24 protein-coding genes and 1 tRNA gene are annotated in these 17792 nt (G+C 58.2%); 15 read left to right on the top strand and 10 right to left on the bottom strand.

All coding sequences use genetic code 11. The annotated features are described in order from the left end of the window. The first annotated feature begins 3 nt into the window (after nucleotides 1-3). Genes JN524_RS19500 through JN524_RS19485 form a run of 4 tightly spaced genes read left to right on the top strand, consistent with a single transcriptional unit; the run spans nucleotide 4 to nucleotide 3440 of the window. Nucleotides 4-1023 (top strand): LacI family DNA-binding transcriptional regulator, encoded by a 1020-nt coding sequence (locus JN524_RS19500; protein WP_027611551.1) that lies wholly within the window; start codon nucleotides 4-6, stop codon nucleotides 1021-1023. A gap of 24 nt (nucleotides 1024-1047) precedes the next feature. Further along, nucleotides 1048-1965: a ribokinase gene (rbsK, locus tag JN524_RS19495; RefSeq protein WP_202370398.1), complete on the top strand. Its 918-nt coding sequence runs from the start codon at nucleotides 1048-1050 to the stop codon at nucleotides 1963-1965. Further along, nucleotides 1962-2366, top strand: a complete 405-nt coding sequence (gene rbsD / locus JN524_RS19490) for a D-ribose pyranase (protein ID WP_027611553.1) — start codon at nucleotides 1962-1964, stop codon at nucleotides 2364-2366. Before rbsK ends, rbsD begins: the two co-directional genes overlap by 4 nt. Nucleotides 2367-2411: 45 nt before the next feature. Then, nucleotides 2412-3440, top strand: coding sequence for a nucleoside hydrolase (locus JN524_RS19485; protein ID WP_202370397.1), 1029 nt, complete (start codon nucleotides 2412-2414; stop codon nucleotides 3438-3440). Between the two features lie 33 nt (nucleotides 3441-3473). Here JN524_RS19485 and JN524_RS19480 read toward each other — a convergent pair whose 3' ends face one another. Then, complete coding sequence (locus JN524_RS19480; RefSeq protein WP_202370396.1) at nucleotides 3474-3686, bottom strand: hypothetical protein; 213 nt, start codon at nucleotides 3684-3686, stop codon at nucleotides 3474-3476. 132 nt (nucleotides 3687-3818) lie between these two features. Here JN524_RS19480 and JN524_RS19475 point away from each other — a divergent pair, with 132 nt between their 5' ends. Both JN524_RS19475 and JN524_RS19470 read left to right on the top strand, forming a co-directional pair. Beyond that, the gene (locus JN524_RS19475; RefSeq protein ID WP_096796177.1) at nucleotides 3819-4124 is read left to right on the top strand and encodes a hypothetical protein; all 306 of its coding nucleotides are present in this window, start codon (nucleotides 3819-3821) and stop codon (nucleotides 4122-4124) included. A gap of 168 nt (nucleotides 4125-4292) precedes the next feature. Continuing rightward, the gene (locus JN524_RS19470) at nucleotides 4293-4610 is read left to right on the top strand and encodes an I78 family peptidase inhibitor (protein WP_007961248.1); all 318 of its coding nucleotides are present in this window, start codon (nucleotides 4293-4295) and stop codon (nucleotides 4608-4610) included. 72 nt (nucleotides 4611-4682) lie between these two features. On the opposite strand, the gene JN524_RS19465 is transcribed toward JN524_RS19470, so the two are convergent. Both JN524_RS19465 and JN524_RS19460 read right to left on the bottom strand, forming a co-directional pair. Beyond that, a complete protein-coding gene (locus JN524_RS19465) occupies nucleotides 4683-4895 on the bottom strand; it encodes a cold-shock protein (protein WP_003179963.1) in 213 nt (70 codons plus the stop codon). Between the two features lie 292 nt (nucleotides 4896-5187). Continuing rightward, nucleotides 5188-5487 (bottom strand): hypothetical protein, encoded by a 300-nt coding sequence (locus JN524_RS19460; RefSeq protein WP_139055543.1) that lies wholly within the window; start codon nucleotides 5485-5487, stop codon nucleotides 5188-5190. Nucleotides 5488-5869: 382 nt separating this feature from the next. On the opposite strand from JN524_RS19460, the gene thrS reads away from it, so the two are divergent. From thrS to JN524_RS19415, 9 genes are all read left to right on the top strand, one after another. Next, nucleotides 5870-7792: a threonine--tRNA ligase gene (gene thrS, locus JN524_RS19455; RefSeq protein ID WP_003226368.1), complete on the top strand. Its 1923-nt coding sequence runs from the start codon at nucleotides 5870-5872 to the stop codon at nucleotides 7790-7792. Next, nucleotides 7792-8343 carry a translation initiation factor IF-3 gene (infC, locus tag JN524_RS19450; RefSeq protein ID WP_170929410.1) on the top strand — a complete coding sequence of 184 codons (552 nt, stop codon included), beginning with the start codon at nucleotides 7792-7794 and terminating at the stop codon, nucleotides 8341-8343. The genes thrS and infC overlap by 1 nt, the downstream gene beginning before the upstream one ends. 60 nt (nucleotides 8344-8403) lie before the next feature. Then, nucleotides 8404-8598, top strand: coding sequence for a 50S ribosomal protein L35 (rpmI, locus tag JN524_RS19445; protein ID WP_002553160.1), 195 nt, complete (start codon nucleotides 8404-8406; stop codon nucleotides 8596-8598). A 28-nt stretch (nucleotides 8599-8626) separates the two neighbouring features. After that, nucleotides 8627-8983 carry a 50S ribosomal protein L20 gene (gene rplT / locus JN524_RS19440; RefSeq protein ID WP_002553161.1) on the top strand — a complete coding sequence of 119 codons (357 nt, stop codon included), beginning with the start codon at nucleotides 8627-8629 and terminating at the stop codon, nucleotides 8981-8983. Between the two features lie 109 nt (nucleotides 8984-9092). After that, nucleotides 9093-10109, top strand: coding sequence for a phenylalanine--tRNA ligase subunit alpha (pheS, locus tag JN524_RS19435; protein ID WP_003226365.1), 1017 nt, complete (start codon nucleotides 9093-9095; stop codon nucleotides 10107-10109). Between the two features lie 26 nt (nucleotides 10110-10135). Continuing rightward, complete coding sequence (gene pheT, locus JN524_RS19430) at nucleotides 10136-12514, top strand: phenylalanine--tRNA ligase subunit beta (protein ID WP_202370395.1); 2379 nt, start codon at nucleotides 10136-10138, stop codon at nucleotides 12512-12514. Between the two features lie 3 nt (nucleotides 12515-12517). Next, a complete protein-coding gene (gene ihfA / locus JN524_RS19425) occupies nucleotides 12518-12820 on the top strand; it encodes an integration host factor subunit alpha (RefSeq protein WP_002553164.1) in 303 nt (100 codons plus the stop codon). After that, nucleotides 12801-13157, top strand: coding sequence for a MerR family transcriptional regulator (locus tag JN524_RS19420; protein WP_003179985.1), 357 nt, complete (start codon nucleotides 12801-12803; stop codon nucleotides 13155-13157). Before ihfA ends, JN524_RS19420 begins: the two co-directional genes overlap by 20 nt. An 88-nt stretch (nucleotides 13158-13245) precedes the next feature. Beyond that, nucleotides 13246-13322: transfer RNA gene (locus tag JN524_RS19415), tRNA-Pro, on the top strand. An 89-nt stretch (nucleotides 13323-13411) separates the two neighbouring features. On the opposite strand, the gene JN524_RS19410 is transcribed toward JN524_RS19415, so the two are convergent. Genes JN524_RS19410 through JN524_RS19380 form a run of 7 tightly spaced genes read right to left on the bottom strand, consistent with a single transcriptional unit; the run spans nucleotide 13412 to nucleotide 17760 of the window. After that, nucleotides 13412-14524: a tyrosine-type recombinase/integrase gene (locus JN524_RS19410; RefSeq protein ID WP_202370492.1), complete on the bottom strand. Its 1113-nt coding sequence runs from the start codon at nucleotides 14522-14524 to the stop codon at nucleotides 13412-13414. Beyond that, nucleotides 14524-14736, bottom strand: coding sequence for a hypothetical protein (locus tag JN524_RS19405; RefSeq protein ID WP_202370394.1), 213 nt, complete (start codon nucleotides 14734-14736; stop codon nucleotides 14524-14526). The genes JN524_RS19410 and JN524_RS19405 overlap by 1 nt, the downstream gene beginning before the upstream one ends. 40 nt (nucleotides 14737-14776) lie before the next feature. Beyond that, complete coding sequence (locus JN524_RS19400; RefSeq protein ID WP_202370393.1) at nucleotides 14777-15142, bottom strand: hypothetical protein; 366 nt, start codon at nucleotides 15140-15142, stop codon at nucleotides 14777-14779. A 51-nt stretch (nucleotides 15143-15193) separates the two neighbouring features. After that, nucleotides 15194-15919: a hypothetical protein gene (locus JN524_RS19395; protein ID WP_202370392.1), complete on the bottom strand. Its 726-nt coding sequence runs from the start codon at nucleotides 15917-15919 to the stop codon at nucleotides 15194-15196. Further along, complete coding sequence (locus JN524_RS19390; RefSeq protein WP_202370491.1) at nucleotides 15916-16161, bottom strand: hypothetical protein; 246 nt, start codon at nucleotides 16159-16161, stop codon at nucleotides 15916-15918. Before JN524_RS19390 ends, JN524_RS19395 begins: the two co-directional genes overlap by 4 nt. A 49-nt stretch (nucleotides 16162-16210) precedes the next feature. Then, nucleotides 16211-16981 (bottom strand): hypothetical protein, encoded by a 771-nt coding sequence (locus JN524_RS19385; RefSeq protein ID WP_202370391.1) that lies wholly within the window; start codon nucleotides 16979-16981, stop codon nucleotides 16211-16213. Continuing rightward, complete coding sequence (locus JN524_RS19380) at nucleotides 16978-17760, bottom strand: hypothetical protein (RefSeq protein WP_202370390.1); 783 nt, start codon at nucleotides 17758-17760, stop codon at nucleotides 16978-16980. Before JN524_RS19380 ends, JN524_RS19385 begins: the two co-directional genes overlap by 4 nt. Between the last annotated feature and the right edge of the window lie 32 nt (nucleotides 17761-17792).

Raw genomic sequence — 17792 nt, 5'->3', positions numbered from 1 at the left:
CAGATGGCAACGATCAAGGATGTGGCGGCGCTCGCGGGGATTTCCTACACCACGGTTTCTCACGTGGTGAACAAGACGCGCCCGGTCAGCCAGGAAGTTCGGTTGAAGGTCGAGGCGGCCATCAAAAGCCTCGACTATGTGCCGAGTGCGGTGGCGCGTTCGCTGAAAGCCAAGACCACTGCGACCATTGGCTTATTGGTGCCCAACAGCCTCAACCCGTATTTTGCCGAGTTGGCACGGGGCATCGAGGATTACTGCGAGCGTAACGGCTACTGCGTGATCCTCTGCAATTCTGACGACAACCCGGAAAAACAGCGCAGCTATTTGCGCGTGCTGCTGGAGAAGCGCATTGACGGCCTGATCGTCGCCTCCGCCGGTGGCGACATCGGGCTCGCGCAAGGGCTGGCCGGGGTGAAGACGCCAATGGTCATCGTCGACCGCGGGCTGGATGGCGTCGACGCCGACCTGGTGCGCATTGACCATGAATATGGCGCTTATCTGGCGACGCGGCACCTGCTGGAGCTGGGCCATCGTGACATCGCCACCATCGGTGGTCCGTCGAGCACCAGCGTGGCGCAAATGCGTCAGGCCGGTTTTTGTCGGGCGCTGCAGGAGGCGGGCATCAAGGTACGCGCCGAGCGCATGCTGGAAAGCGATTTCACCAGTACTGGCGGTTACAACGCGGCGGCGATCCTGCTTGAAAGCAATCCGCCGAGTGCGATCTTCGCCGGTAACGACATGATCGGTATCGGTGTACTGCGCGCGGCGGCCGAGCGCAATGTGCGCGTGCCAAGCGAGCTGTCGGTGATCGGCTTCGACGATATCCAGATGAGTCGCTACGTGTACCCGGCGCTGACCACCGTTGGCCAGTCGATCCTGCAGTTGGGCGAGATGGCGGCCGAAGTGTTGTTGCGAAGGATTGCTACCCCGAGTCTGGTCACCGATCAGCGGATCGTGACCCCGAGTATTGTCTTGCGCGAATCGACTGCGCCGCTGTCCGGCGTATTCACCGAGTACCGCTGAAACCGAATTGACGAGTAGTGATGTATGCCAGCAAATGTAGTGGTTATAGGCAGCCTGAACATGGATCTGGTCACCCGGGCACCACGGCTGCCCAAGGGCGGTGAAACGCTGATCGGTCATTCCTTTGCCACGGTGTCCGGTGGCAAGGGCGCCAATCAGGCAGTCGCTGCTGCGCGCCTGGGTGCGCAGGTGGCGATGGTCGGCTGTGTTGGCAACGATGACTACGGCTTGCAATTGCGTGACGCATTGCTGGCTGAACAGATCGATTGTCAGGCGGTGAGCACGGTTGAAGATTCCAGTGGCGTGGCGCTGATCGTGGTCGATGACAACAGTCAGAACGCCATCGTGATCGTTGCTGGCGCCAACGGTGCAATGACCCCGGCAGTGATCGACCGATTTGATGCGGTGCTGCAAGCGGCCGACGTGATTATCTGCCAGCTCGAGATCCCGGATGCAACGGTAGGGCATGCGCTCAAGCGTGCACGTGCGTTGGGCAAGACGGTGATCCTCAATCCGGCGCCGGCCAGTCGTCCGCTACCGGCAGACTGGTTTGCCGCCATCGACTACCTGATCCCCAACGAAAGTGAAGCATCCGCGTTGAGCGGGTTGCCGGTCGATTCGCTGCAAAGCGCAGAAAGCGCTGCCAACCAGTTGATCGCAATGGGCGCGGGCAAGGTCATCATTACCCTCGGTGCGCAAGGTTCACTGTTTGCCAATGGCAAAGGTTTCGAGCACTTCCCGGCGCCAAAGGTGCAGGCGGTAGATACCACCGCCGCGGGCGATACCTTCGTCGGCGGTTTTGCGGCGGCGCTCGCCAGTGGCAAATCCGAGGCCGAGGCGATCCGGTACGGGCAAGTCGCGGCAGCGCTGTCTGTGACCCGGGCCGGCGCACAACCTTCCATTCCAACCATGTCCGACGTACAGGCGTTCAAACCCGCATGAAAAAGACTCCTCTGCTCAACGTCGCGTTGTCGCGGCTGATCGCCTCCCTGGGCCATGGCGACATGGTGGTCATCGGTGACGCCGGACTGCCGGTGCCACCAGGTGTTGAATTGATTGATCTGGCGCTGACCCACGGCGTTCCGGATTTTGTCAGTACCCTGAAAGTCGTGCTCAGCGAGATGCAGGTGGAAAGCCATGTGCTGGCCAACGAAATTCTCGACAAGCAGCCGACCGCCCTGGTCGCGCTGGACGAGTTGCAAGAAGAGGGTGCCCTCGGTCGGCGCGATCTGCTGACGCATGAGCAATTCAAGGTTCTCAGCCGACAGGCGCGGGCGATTGTTCGTACAGGCGAATGTCAGCCGTACTGCAACATCGTGCTGGTGGCCGGGGTAACGTTCTAATCGGGTTTCCGACCCTTTCATTTTCATCAGCACAAGGAATGCGCCATGCACCGCTATGCTCAAAAACTCCACCAATTGCTTCGGAGTCTGCTGCTTTTGTCTTTTATTACCGCCACCGGCGCTCAGGCTGCTGAAAAGATCGACCTGATCATCGACACCGACCCGGGTGCCGACGACGTAGTCGCTTTGCTGTTCGCCCTGGCTTCGCCGGATGAACTGAACATTCGTGCACTGACCACCGTGGCTGGCAACGTGCGCCTCGACAAGACATCGCGCAACGCTCGCCTGGCTCGCGAATGGGCAGGGCGCGAAGACGTTCCGGTCTATGCCGGTGCGCCAAAGCCATTGATGCGTACGCCGATCTACGCCGAGAACATCCATGGCAAGGAAGGCCTGTCGGGTGTCACCGTGCATGAACCGAAAAAAGGCCTGACCGAAGGCAATGCGGTCAACTACCTGATCGACACCCTGAAAAAAGCCAAGCCGCACAGCATCACCATCGCCATGCTTGGCCCGCAGACCAACCTGGCGCTGGCGCTGATCCAGGAGCCGGAGATCGTCAATGGCATCAAGGAAGTGGTGATCATGGGCGGCGCACACTTCAATGGCGGCAACATCACCCCGGTGGCCGAATTCAACCTGTTCGCCGACCCGCAAGCGGCGGAAGTGGTGCTCAAGAGCGGCGTGAAACTGACCTACCTGCCGCTGGACGTGACTCACAAGATCCTCACCAGCGACGCACGCCTGAAACAGATCGCTGCACTGAACAACAACGCAAGCAAGATTGTTGGCGACATCCTCAACGAGTACATCAAGGGTGACATGGAGCACTACGGCATCCCGGGCGGCCCGGTGCACGACGCTACCGTTATCGCTTACCTGCTCAAGCCTGAGCTGTTCACTGGTCGTTCGGTCAACGTTGTGGTGGATAGTCGCGAAGGTCCGACTTTTGGCCAGACCATCGTTGACTGGTATGACGGTCTGAAGGCGCCGAAGAACGCCTTCTGGGTGGAAAATGGGGATGCTCAAGGCTTCTTCGATCTGCTGACTGAGCGTCTGAAGCGCTTGAAGTAAGGCTGGGACCCGCAGGTGCCAGCCTGCGGGTTTTTATTTTCTCTCGGTGTCCTGCGTGTTCTCGTCGTCATGCTGGTACCGCTCGAACACCTGGGCGATAAACGTTTGTGCGCCCTGGGTTCCCATCGTCTTGACCAGCAGATCGATGCTGATCAACGCCAGCTCCTCCGCACTGCCCGGGCTGTACGAGCTATGCCCCTTCGGCCAATGAACCTTGATGTCGGCGGAGATGCTTACGGTGTTCATGAGTGCGCTCGAAAAGTCGGGAATGTCTGAAAGCGAGTTAACCACTTTGGCGGGCGTTTGGCACTGCGACTTAGGCATGAGCGCTTTGCTATGCGACACTTGGTCTTTTCCGGCTGATCCAAGGAATGTGCTGTGCAGATCGATTTGAACACCCCCGACGGCCTGACACTCGATGCTGTGCGCCAGTTGCTGGCGTCGGCCAGCGATGATGAGCACACGCAACTGCGCGTGACCAAGGGTGGGATTGCCTATATTTCTTCCGGTGTGACCGGCGGGCAGGATATTGATGGCCTGCTGTTTCGCCTGGAGACCTGGGCCAAGGGTTCGGGGTATGTCGGCAACGTCGCGGCCAGCGATGAAGTCTGGGTGATGCAGATTTTCAACGCACTGAAAGACAATTGGCCGAATCCGCCGCTCGATTACATCGACGTCTATTGAGCTTCGTTAATATTCGGTGACGATTGCGTGAGGATGCGGTGCGCGCACTTCAGGCAGACTCAGCGTTTTTCCGGGTCGTGGGGCAGGGTGATGGCACCGGCTGTGAAACCAAACGCCGAATTGGCGGTCGCACGATCTCAGCTTAACCATTTGAAAAAAGGAGGCTTCATGCCTTTGAAGTTCGCGTCTCTGGGTGCACTTATGGCCGTTGCCATGTTGGCCGGTTGCAGCACAACCTCCAGCGAGTCGGCAAAGGATCCTGTGGCGACCGATGCCGGTCATAGCCGCTGTGAAGCAAAGGCAGCGGAGTTTGCCATCGGTAAAAAGGCTTCGCCGGAACTGCTCGATCAGGCTCGTGCCAAGGCCGGCGCGCAAAACGCCCGCTTCCTCAAGCCAACCGACATGATCACTCTGGAGTACCGTTCCGATCGCTTGAATCTGAACACCGACAACAACCTGGTGGTCACTCGCGTCAACTGCGGCTGATCGCAGACCGCTTTTGTTGCTGGCATAAAAAACCCCGTCACATGGACGGGGTTTTTTTAGTGCGCCAGGAAATTACTCTGGGCGAACTTGTGCAGCTTGCATACCCTTTTGGCCTTTCTCAGCCACGAAAGAGACGGTCTGGCCTTCTTTCAGGCTTTTGAAACCGTCGGATTCGATAGCTTTGAAGTGTACGAACAGGTCGTCACCGCCACCTTGAGGAGTGATGAAGCCGAAGCCTTTTTCATCGTTGAACCATTTAACGGTGCCGGTTTGGCGATTAGACATGGTGTATCTCCAAGAAACATATATTTTCAGTAGTACTGTGCTGCTCAGGCCAACTGGGCACACCGGAGTATCATAGTCGAAATGTTCGCTTTGGTAGCCCCCCGGACGTGCTGTTTGCTTTCATATTGCATCGATTTCAACCTCTGAAATGTCTGCAAGCCCCGGTTTCAGTGGCTTTCAGCCGAAAGAAGAGGGTGTAAAAAAAGCTATAAAACCTGCGTAAATTATCGATTTCGGGGTCTTTTTGGCGGTTTTCAGCCTGCTGGACGCCCGAAAAAACATTCGTCAGCGCTTATTTCTGCACGCGGCAAACCGAGATTTCTTTCAAGGCGCGCTGACCCAATTCACCACTTGGCGGGGTGTTCTTGTCCATCAGTTGCGCGATTTCTTGCGTGGTGAATTTCTTCTCCAGAACATCAGCACCGCACGTGCAGTGTTGTTTGGCTACGGTTGGATTAACACTTTGGGCAGCAGCTTTGGTGCAGTCGTTCATGTACTGGGCTTTGACGCCGGCAGGCCAGGCCGCATTGGCGCTCAGCGGCAGCAGCAGGGCCAGCGGGGCCGCGAAAGCAAAAAGTCGGATAAGGCGCATGTCGGAAACTCCTTGGGTTGATATCGGCGACGATTCTCAGCCTATTTGAGGCAAAGCGTATATCCCAAGTTCACTTCGCGCCGCAAAAATGCGCAAATCAGCAACACCTCAATTCGATGACGTCGATGACCGCTCATCTGTGCTAGCATGCCGGGCTCAAGCGTTCTCAGGCTCCGGATGGCCTTCAGCCCCGGCAGCGGTCAGCGTGCGAAAAATTCTGATTTGAATCCCAGTCACTCTGGTTCGGTTTTCCGGTTGGCCGCAAGGCTCCTGCCGCTGTAAGGCAGGCGTTCGTCATTGAATGGCCTGGATCGGATCTTGTACTGGCTCATCCCAACCCACGTGACCTTTGGTAGGGGTCACCACTAGGAGAGGAGGCGCCATGCCAACTATTACTCTTCCCGACGGCAGTCAACGTTCATTCGATCACCCGGTTTCCGTAGCCGAGGTCGCCGCATCCATTGGTGCAGGCCTGGCCAAGGCCACCGTGGCCGGCAAGGTCAACGGCAAGCTGGTCGACGCCTGCGACATCATCGACAGCGACGCGACGCTGCAAATCATCACGCCAAAGGATGAAGAGGGGCTGGAGATCATTCGCCACTCTTGCGCGCACCTGGTTGGCCACGCGGTCAAGCAGCTGTACCCGACTGCGAAAATGGTCATCGGGCCGGTCATCGACGAAGGCTTCTATTACGACATCGCCTTCGAGCGTCCTTTTACGCCGGACGACATGGCCGCCATCGAACAGCGCATGCATCAGCTGATCGACAAGGATTACGACGTCATCAAGAAAGTCACTCCGCGCGCCGAAGTGATTGAAGTGTTCAAGGCCCGCGGCGAAGACTACAAGCTGCGTCTGGTCGAAGACATGCCGAACGAGCAGGCCATGGGCCTGTACTACCACGAAGAATACGTCGACATGTGCCGCGGCCCGCACGTGCCGAACACTCGCTTCCTGAAATCCTTCAAGCTGACCAAGTTGTCCGGCGCCTACTGGCGCGGCGATGCCAAGAACGAGCAATTGCAGCGCGTTTACGGCACAGCTTGGGCTGACAAGAAGCAGCTGGCGGCTTACATCCAGCGCATCGAAGAAGCGGAAAAGCGCGATCACCGCAAGATCGGCAAGCGCCTGGGCCTGTTCCACACCCAGGAAGAAGCGCCGGGCATGGTGTTCTGGCACCCGAACGGCTGGACCCTGTATCAAGTGCTCGAGCAGTACATGCGCAAGGTGCAGCGTGACAACGGCTACCTCGAGATCAAGACCCCGCAAGTGGTTGACCGCAGCCTCTGGGAGAAATCCGGGCACTGGGCCAACTACGCCGACAACATGTTCACCACTGAGTCGGAAAGCCGCGACTACGCCATCAAACCGATGAACTGCCCCTGCCACGTGCAGGTGTTCAACCAGGGCCTGAAGAGCTACCGCGAGCTGCCGATGCGTCTGGCCGAGTTCGGTGCGTGCCACCGTAACGAGCCGTCGGGTGCGTTGCACGGGATCATGCGCGTGCGCGCGTTCACTCAGGACGACGCCCACATTTTCTGCACCGAAGAGCAGATGCAGGCCGAATCCGCTGCGTTCATCAAGCTGACCATGGACGTTTACCGCGACTTCGGCTTCACCGACGTCGAGATGAAACTGTCCACTCGTCCGGAAAAACGTGTAGGTTCCGACGAGCTGTGGGATCGCGCCGAAGCGGCACTGGCGGCAGCCCTTGACAGCGCTGGCCTGCCGTACGATCTGCAGCCGGGTGAAGGTGCGTTCTACGGTCCGAAAATCGAGTTCTCGCTGAAAGATTGCCTCGGTCGCGTCTGGCAGTGTGGTACCTTGCAGCTCGATTTCAACCTGCCTGTCCGTCTCGGCGCCGAATACGTCTCCGAAGACAACAGCCGCAAACACCCAGTGATGCTGCACCGCGCGATCCTCGGCTCCTTCGAGCGTTTCGTCGGGATTTTGATCGAGCATTACGAAGGTGCATTCCCTGCGTGGCTGGCGCCAACCCAGGCAGTGATCATGAATATCACTGATAAACAGGCAGATTTTGTTGCAGAAGTAGAAAAAACTCTCAACGAAAGCGGATTTCGTGCCAAGTCTGACTTGAGAAATGAAAAGATCGGCTTTAAAATCCGCGAGCATACTTTGCTCAAGGTTCCCTATCTTTTGGTTATCGGAGATAAGGAAGTCGAGATGCAGACTGTCGCTGTGCGTACTCGTGAAGGTGCTGACCTGGGCTCGATGCCCGTCGCCCAGTTCGCTGAGTTTCTCGCGCAAGCGGTTTCCCGGCGTGGTCGCCCAGATTCGGAGTAATTATTATTAAGCGTGAAATGAGACAAGATAAACGAGCTGCACCGAAAGCCCCGATCAACGAGAATATCTCGGCACGCGAGGTTCGGTTAATTGGCGCTGATGGCGAGCAGATTGGCATCGTCTCGATTGATGAAGCGCTTCGTATTGCTGAAGAAGCAAAGCTTGATCTGGTAGAAATCTCTGCTGACGCAGTCCCACCGGTTTGCCGGGTGATGGACTACGGCAAATCGATCTTCGAGAAGAAGAAGCAGATTGCAGCAGCGAAGAAAAACCAGAAGCAGATTCAGGTAAAAGAAATCAAGTTTCGTCCAGGGACGGAGGAAGGGGATTACCAGGTAAAACTGCGCAACCTGGTACGTTTCCTGAGTGACGGGGACAGGGCCAAGGTATCCTTGCGATTCCGCGGCCGTGAGATGGCCCACCAGGAGCTGGGGATGGAACTCCTCAAGCGGGTTGAAGCTGACCTGCTCGAGTACGGTTCGGTCGAACAGCATCCTAAGATGGAAGGACGCCAGCTGATCATGGTCATCGCCCCGAAAAAGAAGAAGTAATCAACAGGGCACGGCAGGCCTTCTGATTATGTTTATCAACTGAATGCGGAGTATCCGAACATGCCAAAAATGAAAACCAAAAGTGGTGCTGCTAAGCGGTTTCTGAAAACTGCTAACGGTATCAAGCACAAGCACGCTTTCAAGAGCCACATCCTGACCAAAATGTCGACCAAGCGTAAGCGTCAACTGCGCGGTAGCAGCTTGCTGCATCCGTCTGACGTGGCAAAAGTCGAGCGCATGCTGCGCCTTCGTTAATTTTAGTCAAGAATAGAGGAAGTAACTCATGGCTCGTGTAAAGCGTGGCGTCATTGCCCGTAAGCGTCACAAAAAAATTCTGAAACTTGCTAAAGGCTACTACGGCGCACGCTCCCGCGTATTCCGTGTTGCCAAGCAAGCGGTAATCAAGGCAGGCCAATACGCCTACCGTGACCGTCGTCAGAAAAAACGTCAGTTCCGCGCTCTGTGGATCGCTCGTATCAACGCTGGTGCTCGTGTTAACGGTCTGTCCTACAGCCGTTTCATCGCTGGCCTGAAAAAAGCGTCCATCGAGATCGACCGTAAGGTTCTGGCTGATCTGGCAGTGAACGAAAAAGCGGCGTTTGCTGCGATTGTCGAGAAAGCTAAAGCCACCTTGGCTTAAGTACCCCCGACAGTCACCCGGCCTCACCTCTGTGGGGTCAGGTGTTAAACGTCATAAATAGGGGAAGAGCCTTCAAGCTCTTCCCCTATTTTGTATCTGGAGTCTGTACATGGAAAACCTGGATGCGCTGGTCTCTCAAGCACTAGAGGCTGTGCAAAGCGCTGAAGATATCAATGCCCTGGAGCAAATCCGGGTTCAATACCTTGGCAAAAAGGGTGAATTGACTCAGGTGATGAAGACCCTGGGGAATTTGCCGGCAGAAGAGCGTCCGCAAGTCGGCGCCCTGATCAACGTTGCCAAGGAACGTGTCACAGGCGTTCTCAATGCGCGCATGGCTCTGTTTGAAGAAGCCGAACTGGCTGCCAAACTGTCTGCCGAATCCATTGACGTGACGTTGCCGGGCCGCGGCCAGACCTCCGGTGGTCTGCATCCGGTGACCCGGACTCTGGAACGAGTCGAGCAGTTCTTCACCCGCATCGGCTACGGCATCGCCGAAGGCCCTGAGGTCGAAGACGACTATCACAATTTCGAAGCGCTCAACATCCCAGGCCACCACCCGGCCCGGTCGATGCATGACACCTTCTATTTCAATGCGAACATGTTGCTGCGCACCCATACCTCGCCGGTACAGGTCCGCACCATGGAGTCCAAGCAACCGCCGATCCGCATCGTCTGCCCGGGCCGTGTGTATCGCAGCGACTCCGATATCACCCATTCGCCGATGTTCCACCAGGTCGAAGGCCTGCTGGTTGATCGCGACATCAATTTCGCCGATCTCAAAGGCACCATCGAAGAATTCCTGCGGGTGTTCTTCGAAAAAGAGCTGGCCGTCCGTTTCCGTCCTTCTTACTTCCCGTTCACCGAGCCATCCGCTGAAGTCGACATGGAATGCGTGATGTGCAGCGGTAAAGGCTGCCGCGTCTGCAAGCAGACCGGCTGGCTGGAAGTCATGGGCTGCGGCATGGTTCACCCGAACGTGCTGCGCATGTCCGGCATCGATCCGGAAGAGTTCTCCGGCTTTGCCTTCGGCATGGGCGTCGAGCGTCTGGCCATGCTCCGTTACGGCGTAAACGACTTGCGTCTGTTCTTCGACAACGACTTGCGGTTCCTCGCGCAATTTCGCTAGTCGTAACGAATTCTTAGGAGAGCAGGATGAAATTCAGTGAACAATGGCTGCGTGGCTGGGTTAGCCCGCAGGTAAGTCGCGACGAGCTGGTTGCTCGTCTGTCGATGGCGGGTCTGGAGGTCGATAGTGTGACCCCGGCCGCCGGTGTATTCAGCGGCGTGGTCGTGGGCGAGGTGCTGAGCACCGAGCAGCACCCTGATGCCGACAAGTTGCGTGTATGCCAGGTCAGCAATGGCGCGGAAACCTTCCAGGTCGTGTGCGGTGCGCCAAACGTGCGTCCGGGCCTGAAGATTCCGTTCGCCATGATCGGTGCCGAACTGCCGGGCGACTTCAAGATCAAGAAGGCCAAGCTGCGTGGTGTCGAGTCCAACGGCATGCTGTGCTCGCAAGCCGAACTGCAGGTCGGTGAAGGCAACGACGGTCTGATGGAGCTGCCGGCCGATGCGCCGGTGGGCGAAGATTTCCGTGTGTATCTGGATCTGGAAGACGCCAGCATCGAGGTCGACCTGACCCCGAATCGTGGCGACTGCCTGTCGCTGGCCGGTCTGGCCCGTGAAGTGGGTGCGCTGTACGACACGCCGGTCGCTCGCCCGGTGGTCATGACCATTCCGGCTGTGCACGACGAAGTGCGTCCGGTAGAAGTGCTGGCGCCTGCCGCCTGCCCGCGTTATCTGGGTCGTGTCATCCGTAACGTTGATCTGTCCAAACCAACCCCGCTGTGGATGGTTGAACGTCTGCGCCGCGCCGATGTGCGCAGCATCGACGCCGCGGTCGACATCACCAACTACGTGATGCTCGAGCTGGGCCAGCCGCTTCACGCCTTCGATCTCGCCGAAATCAATGGTGGCATCCGTGTGCGCATGGCGGAAGAGGGCGAGAAACTGGTGCTGCTCGACGGTCAGGAAGTCAGCCTGCGTAGCGATACGCTGGTGATCGCCGACCACACCCGCGCTCTGGCGATTGCCGGCGTAATGGGTGGCGAGCACAGCGGTGTGTCCGCAACCACTCGCGACGTTTTCCTGGAAAGTGCCTTCTTCGACCAGATCGCTGTGGCGGGCAAGGCTCGTTCCTACGGCCTGCACACCGATGCGTCGCACCGTTACGAGCGTGGCGTGGACTGGCAACTGGCCCGTGAAGCCATGGAGCGCGCCACCGGCCTGCTGCTGGAAATCACCGGTGGCGAAGCCGGCCCGATCATCGAGACCGTCAGCGAGCAGCACCTGCCGTCGATCGCGCCGATCACCCTGCGTGCGCAGCGCATCACCCAGATGCTGGGGATGGAAATGGATTCGGCGCAGGTCGAGCGTCTGCTCAGCGCGCTGGGTCTGAAGATCTCCGCTGACGGCGCAAGGCAGTGGCGCGTAGAAGTGCCAAGCCATCGCTTTGATATCAGCCTGGAAGTCGATCTGATCGAAGAGCTGGCGCGTCTGTACGGCTACAACCGTCTGCCAGTTCGTTACCCGCAAGCGCGTCTGGCGCCGCAAGCCAAAGCTGAAGCGCGCAGCGAATTGCCTGAACTGCGTCGTCTGCTGGTAGCTCGTGGTTATCAGGAAGCGATCACTTACAGCTTCATCGATCCGAAACAGTTCGAACTGTTCAATCCGGGCGTTGAGCCGCTGTTGCTGGCCAACCCGATTTCCAATGACATGGCTGCCATGCGTTCCTCGCTGTGGCCGGGCCTGGTCAAGGCGTTGCAGCATAATCTGAACCGCCAGCAAGATCGCGTGCGTCTGTTCGAAAGCGGTCTGCGCTTCGTCGGTCAGTTGGAAGGTCTGAAGCAAGAACCGATGCTGTCTGGTGTTGTTTGCGGCAGCCGTCTGCCGGAAGGTTGGGCGCAGGGTCGCGACACCGTCGATTTCTTCGACGTTAAAGCTGATGTTGAAGCGGTGTTGGGCTTTGCCGGTGCACTGGATACCTTCACTTTCACTCCGGGCAAACACCCGGCGCTGCACCCGGGTCAAACCGCGCGCATCGAACGTGACGGGCGTGAAGTCGGCTTTATCGGTGCGATTCACCCTGAGCTGTCCAAAGCCTTGGGCCTGGATCGTCCGGTCTTCGTCTTCGAGCTGGTTCTGGCTGAAGTCGCTTCCGGAAAAATGCCGCAATTCCACGAGTTGTCGCGTTTTCCTGAAGTGCGTCGTGACCTTGCACTGATCGCGCACAAAGACGTCGCGGCCTCGGCTGTACTGGACGTAATCCGTGAAAATGCAGGCGAATGGCTCACGGATCTCAGGCTGTTTGACGTGTATCAGGGTAAAGGTATTGATCCTGATAGAAAAAGCCTTGCAGTTGGCTTGACCTGGCAGCATCCATCGCGCACTCTTAATGACGATGAGGTGAATTCGACGACGCAAAATATCCTCACCTCGCTCGAACAAAGGTTGAACGCCACGTTAAGGAAGTGACGTATGGGGGCTTTGACGAAAGCTGAGATGGCGGAACGTCTGTATGAAGAGCTGGGCCTGAACAAGCGGGAAGCTAAGGAATTGGTTGAACTGTTTTTCGAGGAAATCAGGCACGCTCTTGAAGACAACGAGCAGGTCAAATTGTCCGGTTTCGGCAATTTCGACCTTCGGGACAAACGCCAGCGGCCTGGCCGCAACCCGAAAACGGGGGAAGAAATCCCGATCACGGCTCGCCGTGTGGTCACCTTTCGTCCAGGGCAGAAGTTGAAGGCCCGAGTTGAGGCTTATGCTGGAACCAAGTCATAACGACGAACTACCCGTCATCCCGGGCAAACGCTACTTCACCATTGGTGAAGTCAGCGAGCTGTGTGCGGTAAAACCGCACGTGCTGCGCTACTGGGAGCAGGAGTTTCCTCAACTCAACCCCGTCAAACGCCGCGGAAACCGCCGGTATTATCAGCGCCAGGACGTGCTGATGATCCGGCAGATCCGCGCGCTCCTTTACGATCAGGGGTTCACCATCGGCGGTGCACGTCTGCGCTTGTCCGGTGATGAAGCCAAAGACGACACCACCCAATACAAGCAAATGATCCGCCAGATGATCGCTGAGCTTGAAGATGTGCTGGTGGTGCTCAAGAAATAAAAAGCTGCGTTTGAATACTTCCAGTTTTCAAAAGCTTGCGATATATTCTTGAGCGCTCTTCGAGATGAAGGGCAGGTTTCAAACCAGTCGGGGCGTAGCGCAGTCCGGTAGCGCACTAGCATGGGGTGCTAGGGGTCGAGTGTTCGAATCACTCCGTCCCGACCATATTTCCTGAATAAAATCAGACACTTAAGCCGATCATATAGATCGGCTTTTTTGTGCCTGCGCAAAACCCGCGCAAAACTTGCGCAAAACTACCCTGTAATTTCGCTGATATTCAGGTCAGGGATTGCCTCTGACCAGACGATTTCTGCGTGGTCTTTCTGGTAGTTCTTCGTCATGGTCTCGCTGGCGTGGCCGGCGATCTTCTGACCGTCTTTCCCGGCTTTCTGATACAGGTGCAGCGATAGCGCTCGCACTTCGTGGAAGCCCGGCATTTCCTCTTCTTTCCATCCCTTGTAACAGCCTGCCGCTTCCCGGGCCTCTTTGAAGGCTCGCGTCAAATATCGCTCTTCCACCTGAGTCCAGTGTTCCTTCGTCTGCGCCTGCTTCTGCTTTTTGCGATCGGGCCGACGGTGTATCAGGTACGGTGAGACGATGTCATCCCGGCAACGGCTGATCACCGCCTGGAGCTCTTCGGTCACTTTGAACCGGATCCACGCCGCGTCGCTAGCCTTGGCCGTCTTCTGCTGAACCACATACAAAAACCCTTCCCGAACACCATCGAACCGCATGTTCAAGATGTCCGTCCGACGCTGCGCGGTAATCAGTGCCAGGTCGATTGCGTTCTGCAACCAGAACGGTGACTTCTCCCGGATGGCCTTCAGGCCTCCGACGGTGTGTCGCTTGCGCTGCTTCTTCTCGATCCTGTTGATGGTGCTGGCCGCCGGGTTGTCCGGGCACAGGCCTTTGGCCGCTGCGTGATTGAAGATATCGATCAGCAGGGCTCGGCATTGGTTGGCAGTGCGCGGCGTGAGGGCGTCCAGCATCTCCGCGACCATGCGGATCGTGATCTGGTCGACGGCTTTGCCTTCGAACTGTTTCCGGAAGCGACGGAAGTGCACGGCGTAGAGGCCCAGTGTTCCTTTTGCCAGTTCCCTCGGCGGCAGCACGTCGCGTTCGTATGCGTCGAGGAAGCCGGCAAACGATTCTGATGTGCAGCCCATCACGGCGCCTACTAGGTCAGCGCCGCGCATGAATTCCAGATTCAACTGCTTCGCGGCGTCGATCGCTTTGATCCGGTCGGAGCCGAACTGGAACCACTTACCGTCGGTGGGCCGGCGGTAGCGATAGGTTGAGCGCCGCGAATCGAAATACAGGTTCTGCGGTAGGCTCTTGTTCGCCTTGTTGCGCGGCCGTGGGACCATCATGCAGCTCCTTTCAATACCATCGCGACCAGATCATTGCCGTCTGACCGGCTGAACGCTGTCCAATCAACGTACCAGAGTTTGCCGATTTGCTCGCCGGGCAACTGGCCGTTGCGGATGTAGTTGCGGATCGCTTGGGGGCAGGGTGGTGTACCGTTCTCACCCCAGCGCCGGCGCTGGAATTCACTGATCTTGATCAGCTCTTTTTTCATTGTGATGCTCCATGCCGCGCGTGGCGGCAGAAGGTGGTGATCAGTTAGTCGGAGTGGCCGTGAAGTCTTGGCCGAGTTTCCACGCGATGTAGCAGCGGGTCAGTGCCGCAGAAGGCGTCCCCGTAAATCCCACGTGTCCGAATCCTTGAGCCTCGAACTGCGCGCCATGTCCGAACAGGGTCAAGATTCCTGCCTGCGTCATCTCTTGGATCAAAATCGCTGAGTCCCCGAGGTTCGAGTCAGGTCGGAAAGGGAAGGGTTCACCGCCGGGGCCTGTATCGCGGTAAAGGCATGGGCCGGAGGCGTACAGCTTGATTCCCTTCCTTTCTTCGACACCCTGAGCTCGGGCAGCCCACAGAGCCAGGTCGGCGCCTTCCAGGTCTTGGATGGTTACTTTTTCGCGCATACGAATACCTCGCCCGCCGTACACCGGCAGGCTGTTGAGTTGGGGGAGGGGTTACAACGCGAGTTCGGTCTGGGTTTCGCGCTGCCAGATCGGCGAGCTGTTGTGCGATTCGATGCGGTCGGCGATTACGTTGGCCCGCTGGCCGGCGGTGGGTGGGGCGTACATGCCGAAGCGGCTGATACTGCCGCCGTTTACCGCGGCGTTCGTGGAGTCGGCTGAAGCGAGGGGCAGGTGCTGGAAGATCGCGGGGTCGAGCATGCGCAGCCCATGGAGTCGGCACACCGGCCGCCCGTGTTCGTCACACACAGCGTCCATCGCGGCGCCCATCCGCTTCCACCATGATACGGTGCCCGGCGCAGCCCATTGTCCAGAACTGCCGAGGGCCACCGTTCGCCACCACCTCGCCAACCGCTGCAGTCGCTCAATCGATTCGTGTAAGTGCCAGACTGGCACCCCGCGAAGTTCCTCTGGCCATTGCCGAACAAGGTCGTCGTTGGCCTCTTCGTCGCCATCAATGACGTCCGGAATGAGCGCCCAAGTGAACCCAGGGTGCCGGTGCCAGTCTTCGACCCAGCGTGTGTAGCCGTCGACGTCTACCTGACCACCTTTCTTCCAGACTGTGAATGCGCCGTTATCGAAAACAAATGATTTGCACACATCGGCGACAATCCCGAGATCGTCCTTGCGTGGGAACGGCACCAGCGCGTGCCGGCCGGCCAGGAACTTAGCGGCGTCCTCGCGCTTACCGCCGATAGGCGTGCCGTGGTAATGGATCATCCGCTGAGCCTCAATGTCTCGATCTCGATGCCCTGGTGCGTGGCGATAATGGTCTGATCGCCACCGAGCGTTTCGGAAAGGCTGTCAGCGATCTGCTCATGCCAACCCTGCTTGATCAGCGCTGTCGCTGTTTTGATGTGTTCGACGTGGATCATCGATGTCGAGCGCAGCTCAAGGCGATAGATGATCGTTTCGCCGTCGGCCGGGCAGACGGCTGCGAAGGTGTGTCGATAAATGTTCATCGCCACGGCCCCCTGTAGATCAGGTAGGCCATGTAGAGCGGGGCGAAGATCATGGCTGAACCCTCTTGAACTCGACGACCCAGACCCACGGGTTGGCGCCCCAGTCGCCGCCGGTGGAGTTCCACAGATTGCCGAAAGCGTTCCGGGCGGAACCCAGGCACTGTTCGTGACTGGTCGTCTCGGCCCACATCCAGCCTTCTCGCTGCGGGTGATGTTCTGTAGGCGCTGGACAGTCGCCGACCTCACTCCATCCTTTGCCACCATGGCCACACTTTCGGCCGTAGTCGGTGAAGAAGCAGCCTTCTGCCTGGGCCTGTTCCTCGCTGATGTCCTGCAACCGCTCGACGCAGACGTCGGTGATCTCCAGCAGGATGCGGCTGGCCCAGCGCGGCATGTGGATGGAGGGCACAGCTTTTTGCCCGCGCGCTTTATCAACCCTGCGTGGGTTGCCGTTCACGCTGTAGCTGGCACCTGGCGCCCGGGTACTTTGAATCCACCAATAACCGAGCTCCGGCGTTCTCGGGACATCGTGGCGGAAGGTGCCTGGCTGAGTAGGATCCTCTGGACTGAGCAATTTGCTGTAAATGCCGCTCTCGCGAACCCACAGCCGGTCGCCGGGCTTGCCGTATGGGCAGCGGATAATTGGGCCGCCGACGTTCCAGCAGACGCTGTTCAGTGGTGATTCGTCAGCGGCGGTTGTCACTGCGAAGCTGGTCGACAATCCTTTGACCGGTCGGCGCGTGACCGTCTTCCTGCCATCCAGAATGGCGCGCACCATTGGGGCCGAGAACAGGATCGGACGTTCCTTGATATTGATCATTGTGATAACTCCAGTTCGGCCGGCGCTGTGGCGGCCAGGGTTTCGACGGCCAATGCGTAGACGTCCGGGTGCTGCTTGTCGAAGGCCGGCATGTGTTCAGTTTCGATCCAGGTACCGCGAACGGCTCCCTTGGCCAGCCATGCCGGTTTGCTTCCCGGTGCCTGTGTCCATGCGGTGACGCCGATGCCGTGGCTGGCGATCTGTTTGGCGGTGATGAAGCCTTGGTGCCGGAGCTGGGCCAGTACCTTCAGTGCTGACTCCTTCCACGGGGTCAGGCGAACAGGAGAGGGCACACCCGCAGGCAGGTTTGTGACCAGCACCGGCACCTGGCAGCGTTCGGGCGGGTTCCAGTCGAACATGTACCAGTCATAAAACGGCTTGTGGCCGCTCACTTCCAGCAGGGAATGGGCGAGGCTGAAGGTGAAGCAGTCACCGCGGCTCGTCCAGCTCGAACGCGGCATCAGCACCCTCACGCCAAGGTGTTCCAGCATCTTCACGATGCCTTTGCTGGCGTCGGTGATTTTGCTCACGATCACCAGCCGGTAATCCGGCCCAGCGCGCCCGTAAAGTTCGTCGCCGCGGCAGGGCAGGATCTGATCAGCCACCTTGGCGTTCAGCTGCATCTTTGCCTCGACGCCGATCTGCCGGCCGTCTTCATGAACGACCAGCACGTCGAAGCCGGCGGCCTCGGGGTAGCACGTCCAGCCGGGCAGCTCGTTGAACTCCTGGATGAACAGCGCGCAGAGGTCAGCCTCCTTTTCGATTTTCTCGATAGGCATTTCTCGTCCTTGCCGCTATAGCGGCTGACTTT

Source organism: Pseudomonas sp. MWU318, assembly GCF_016756945.1.
Lineage (GTDB): Bacteria > Pseudomonadota > Gammaproteobacteria > Pseudomonadales > Pseudomonadaceae > Aquipseudomonas > Aquipseudomonas putida_A.
The sequence above is the reverse complement of the archived record's forward strand: the minus strand, read 5'-3'. Positions and strand labels throughout refer to the sequence as shown.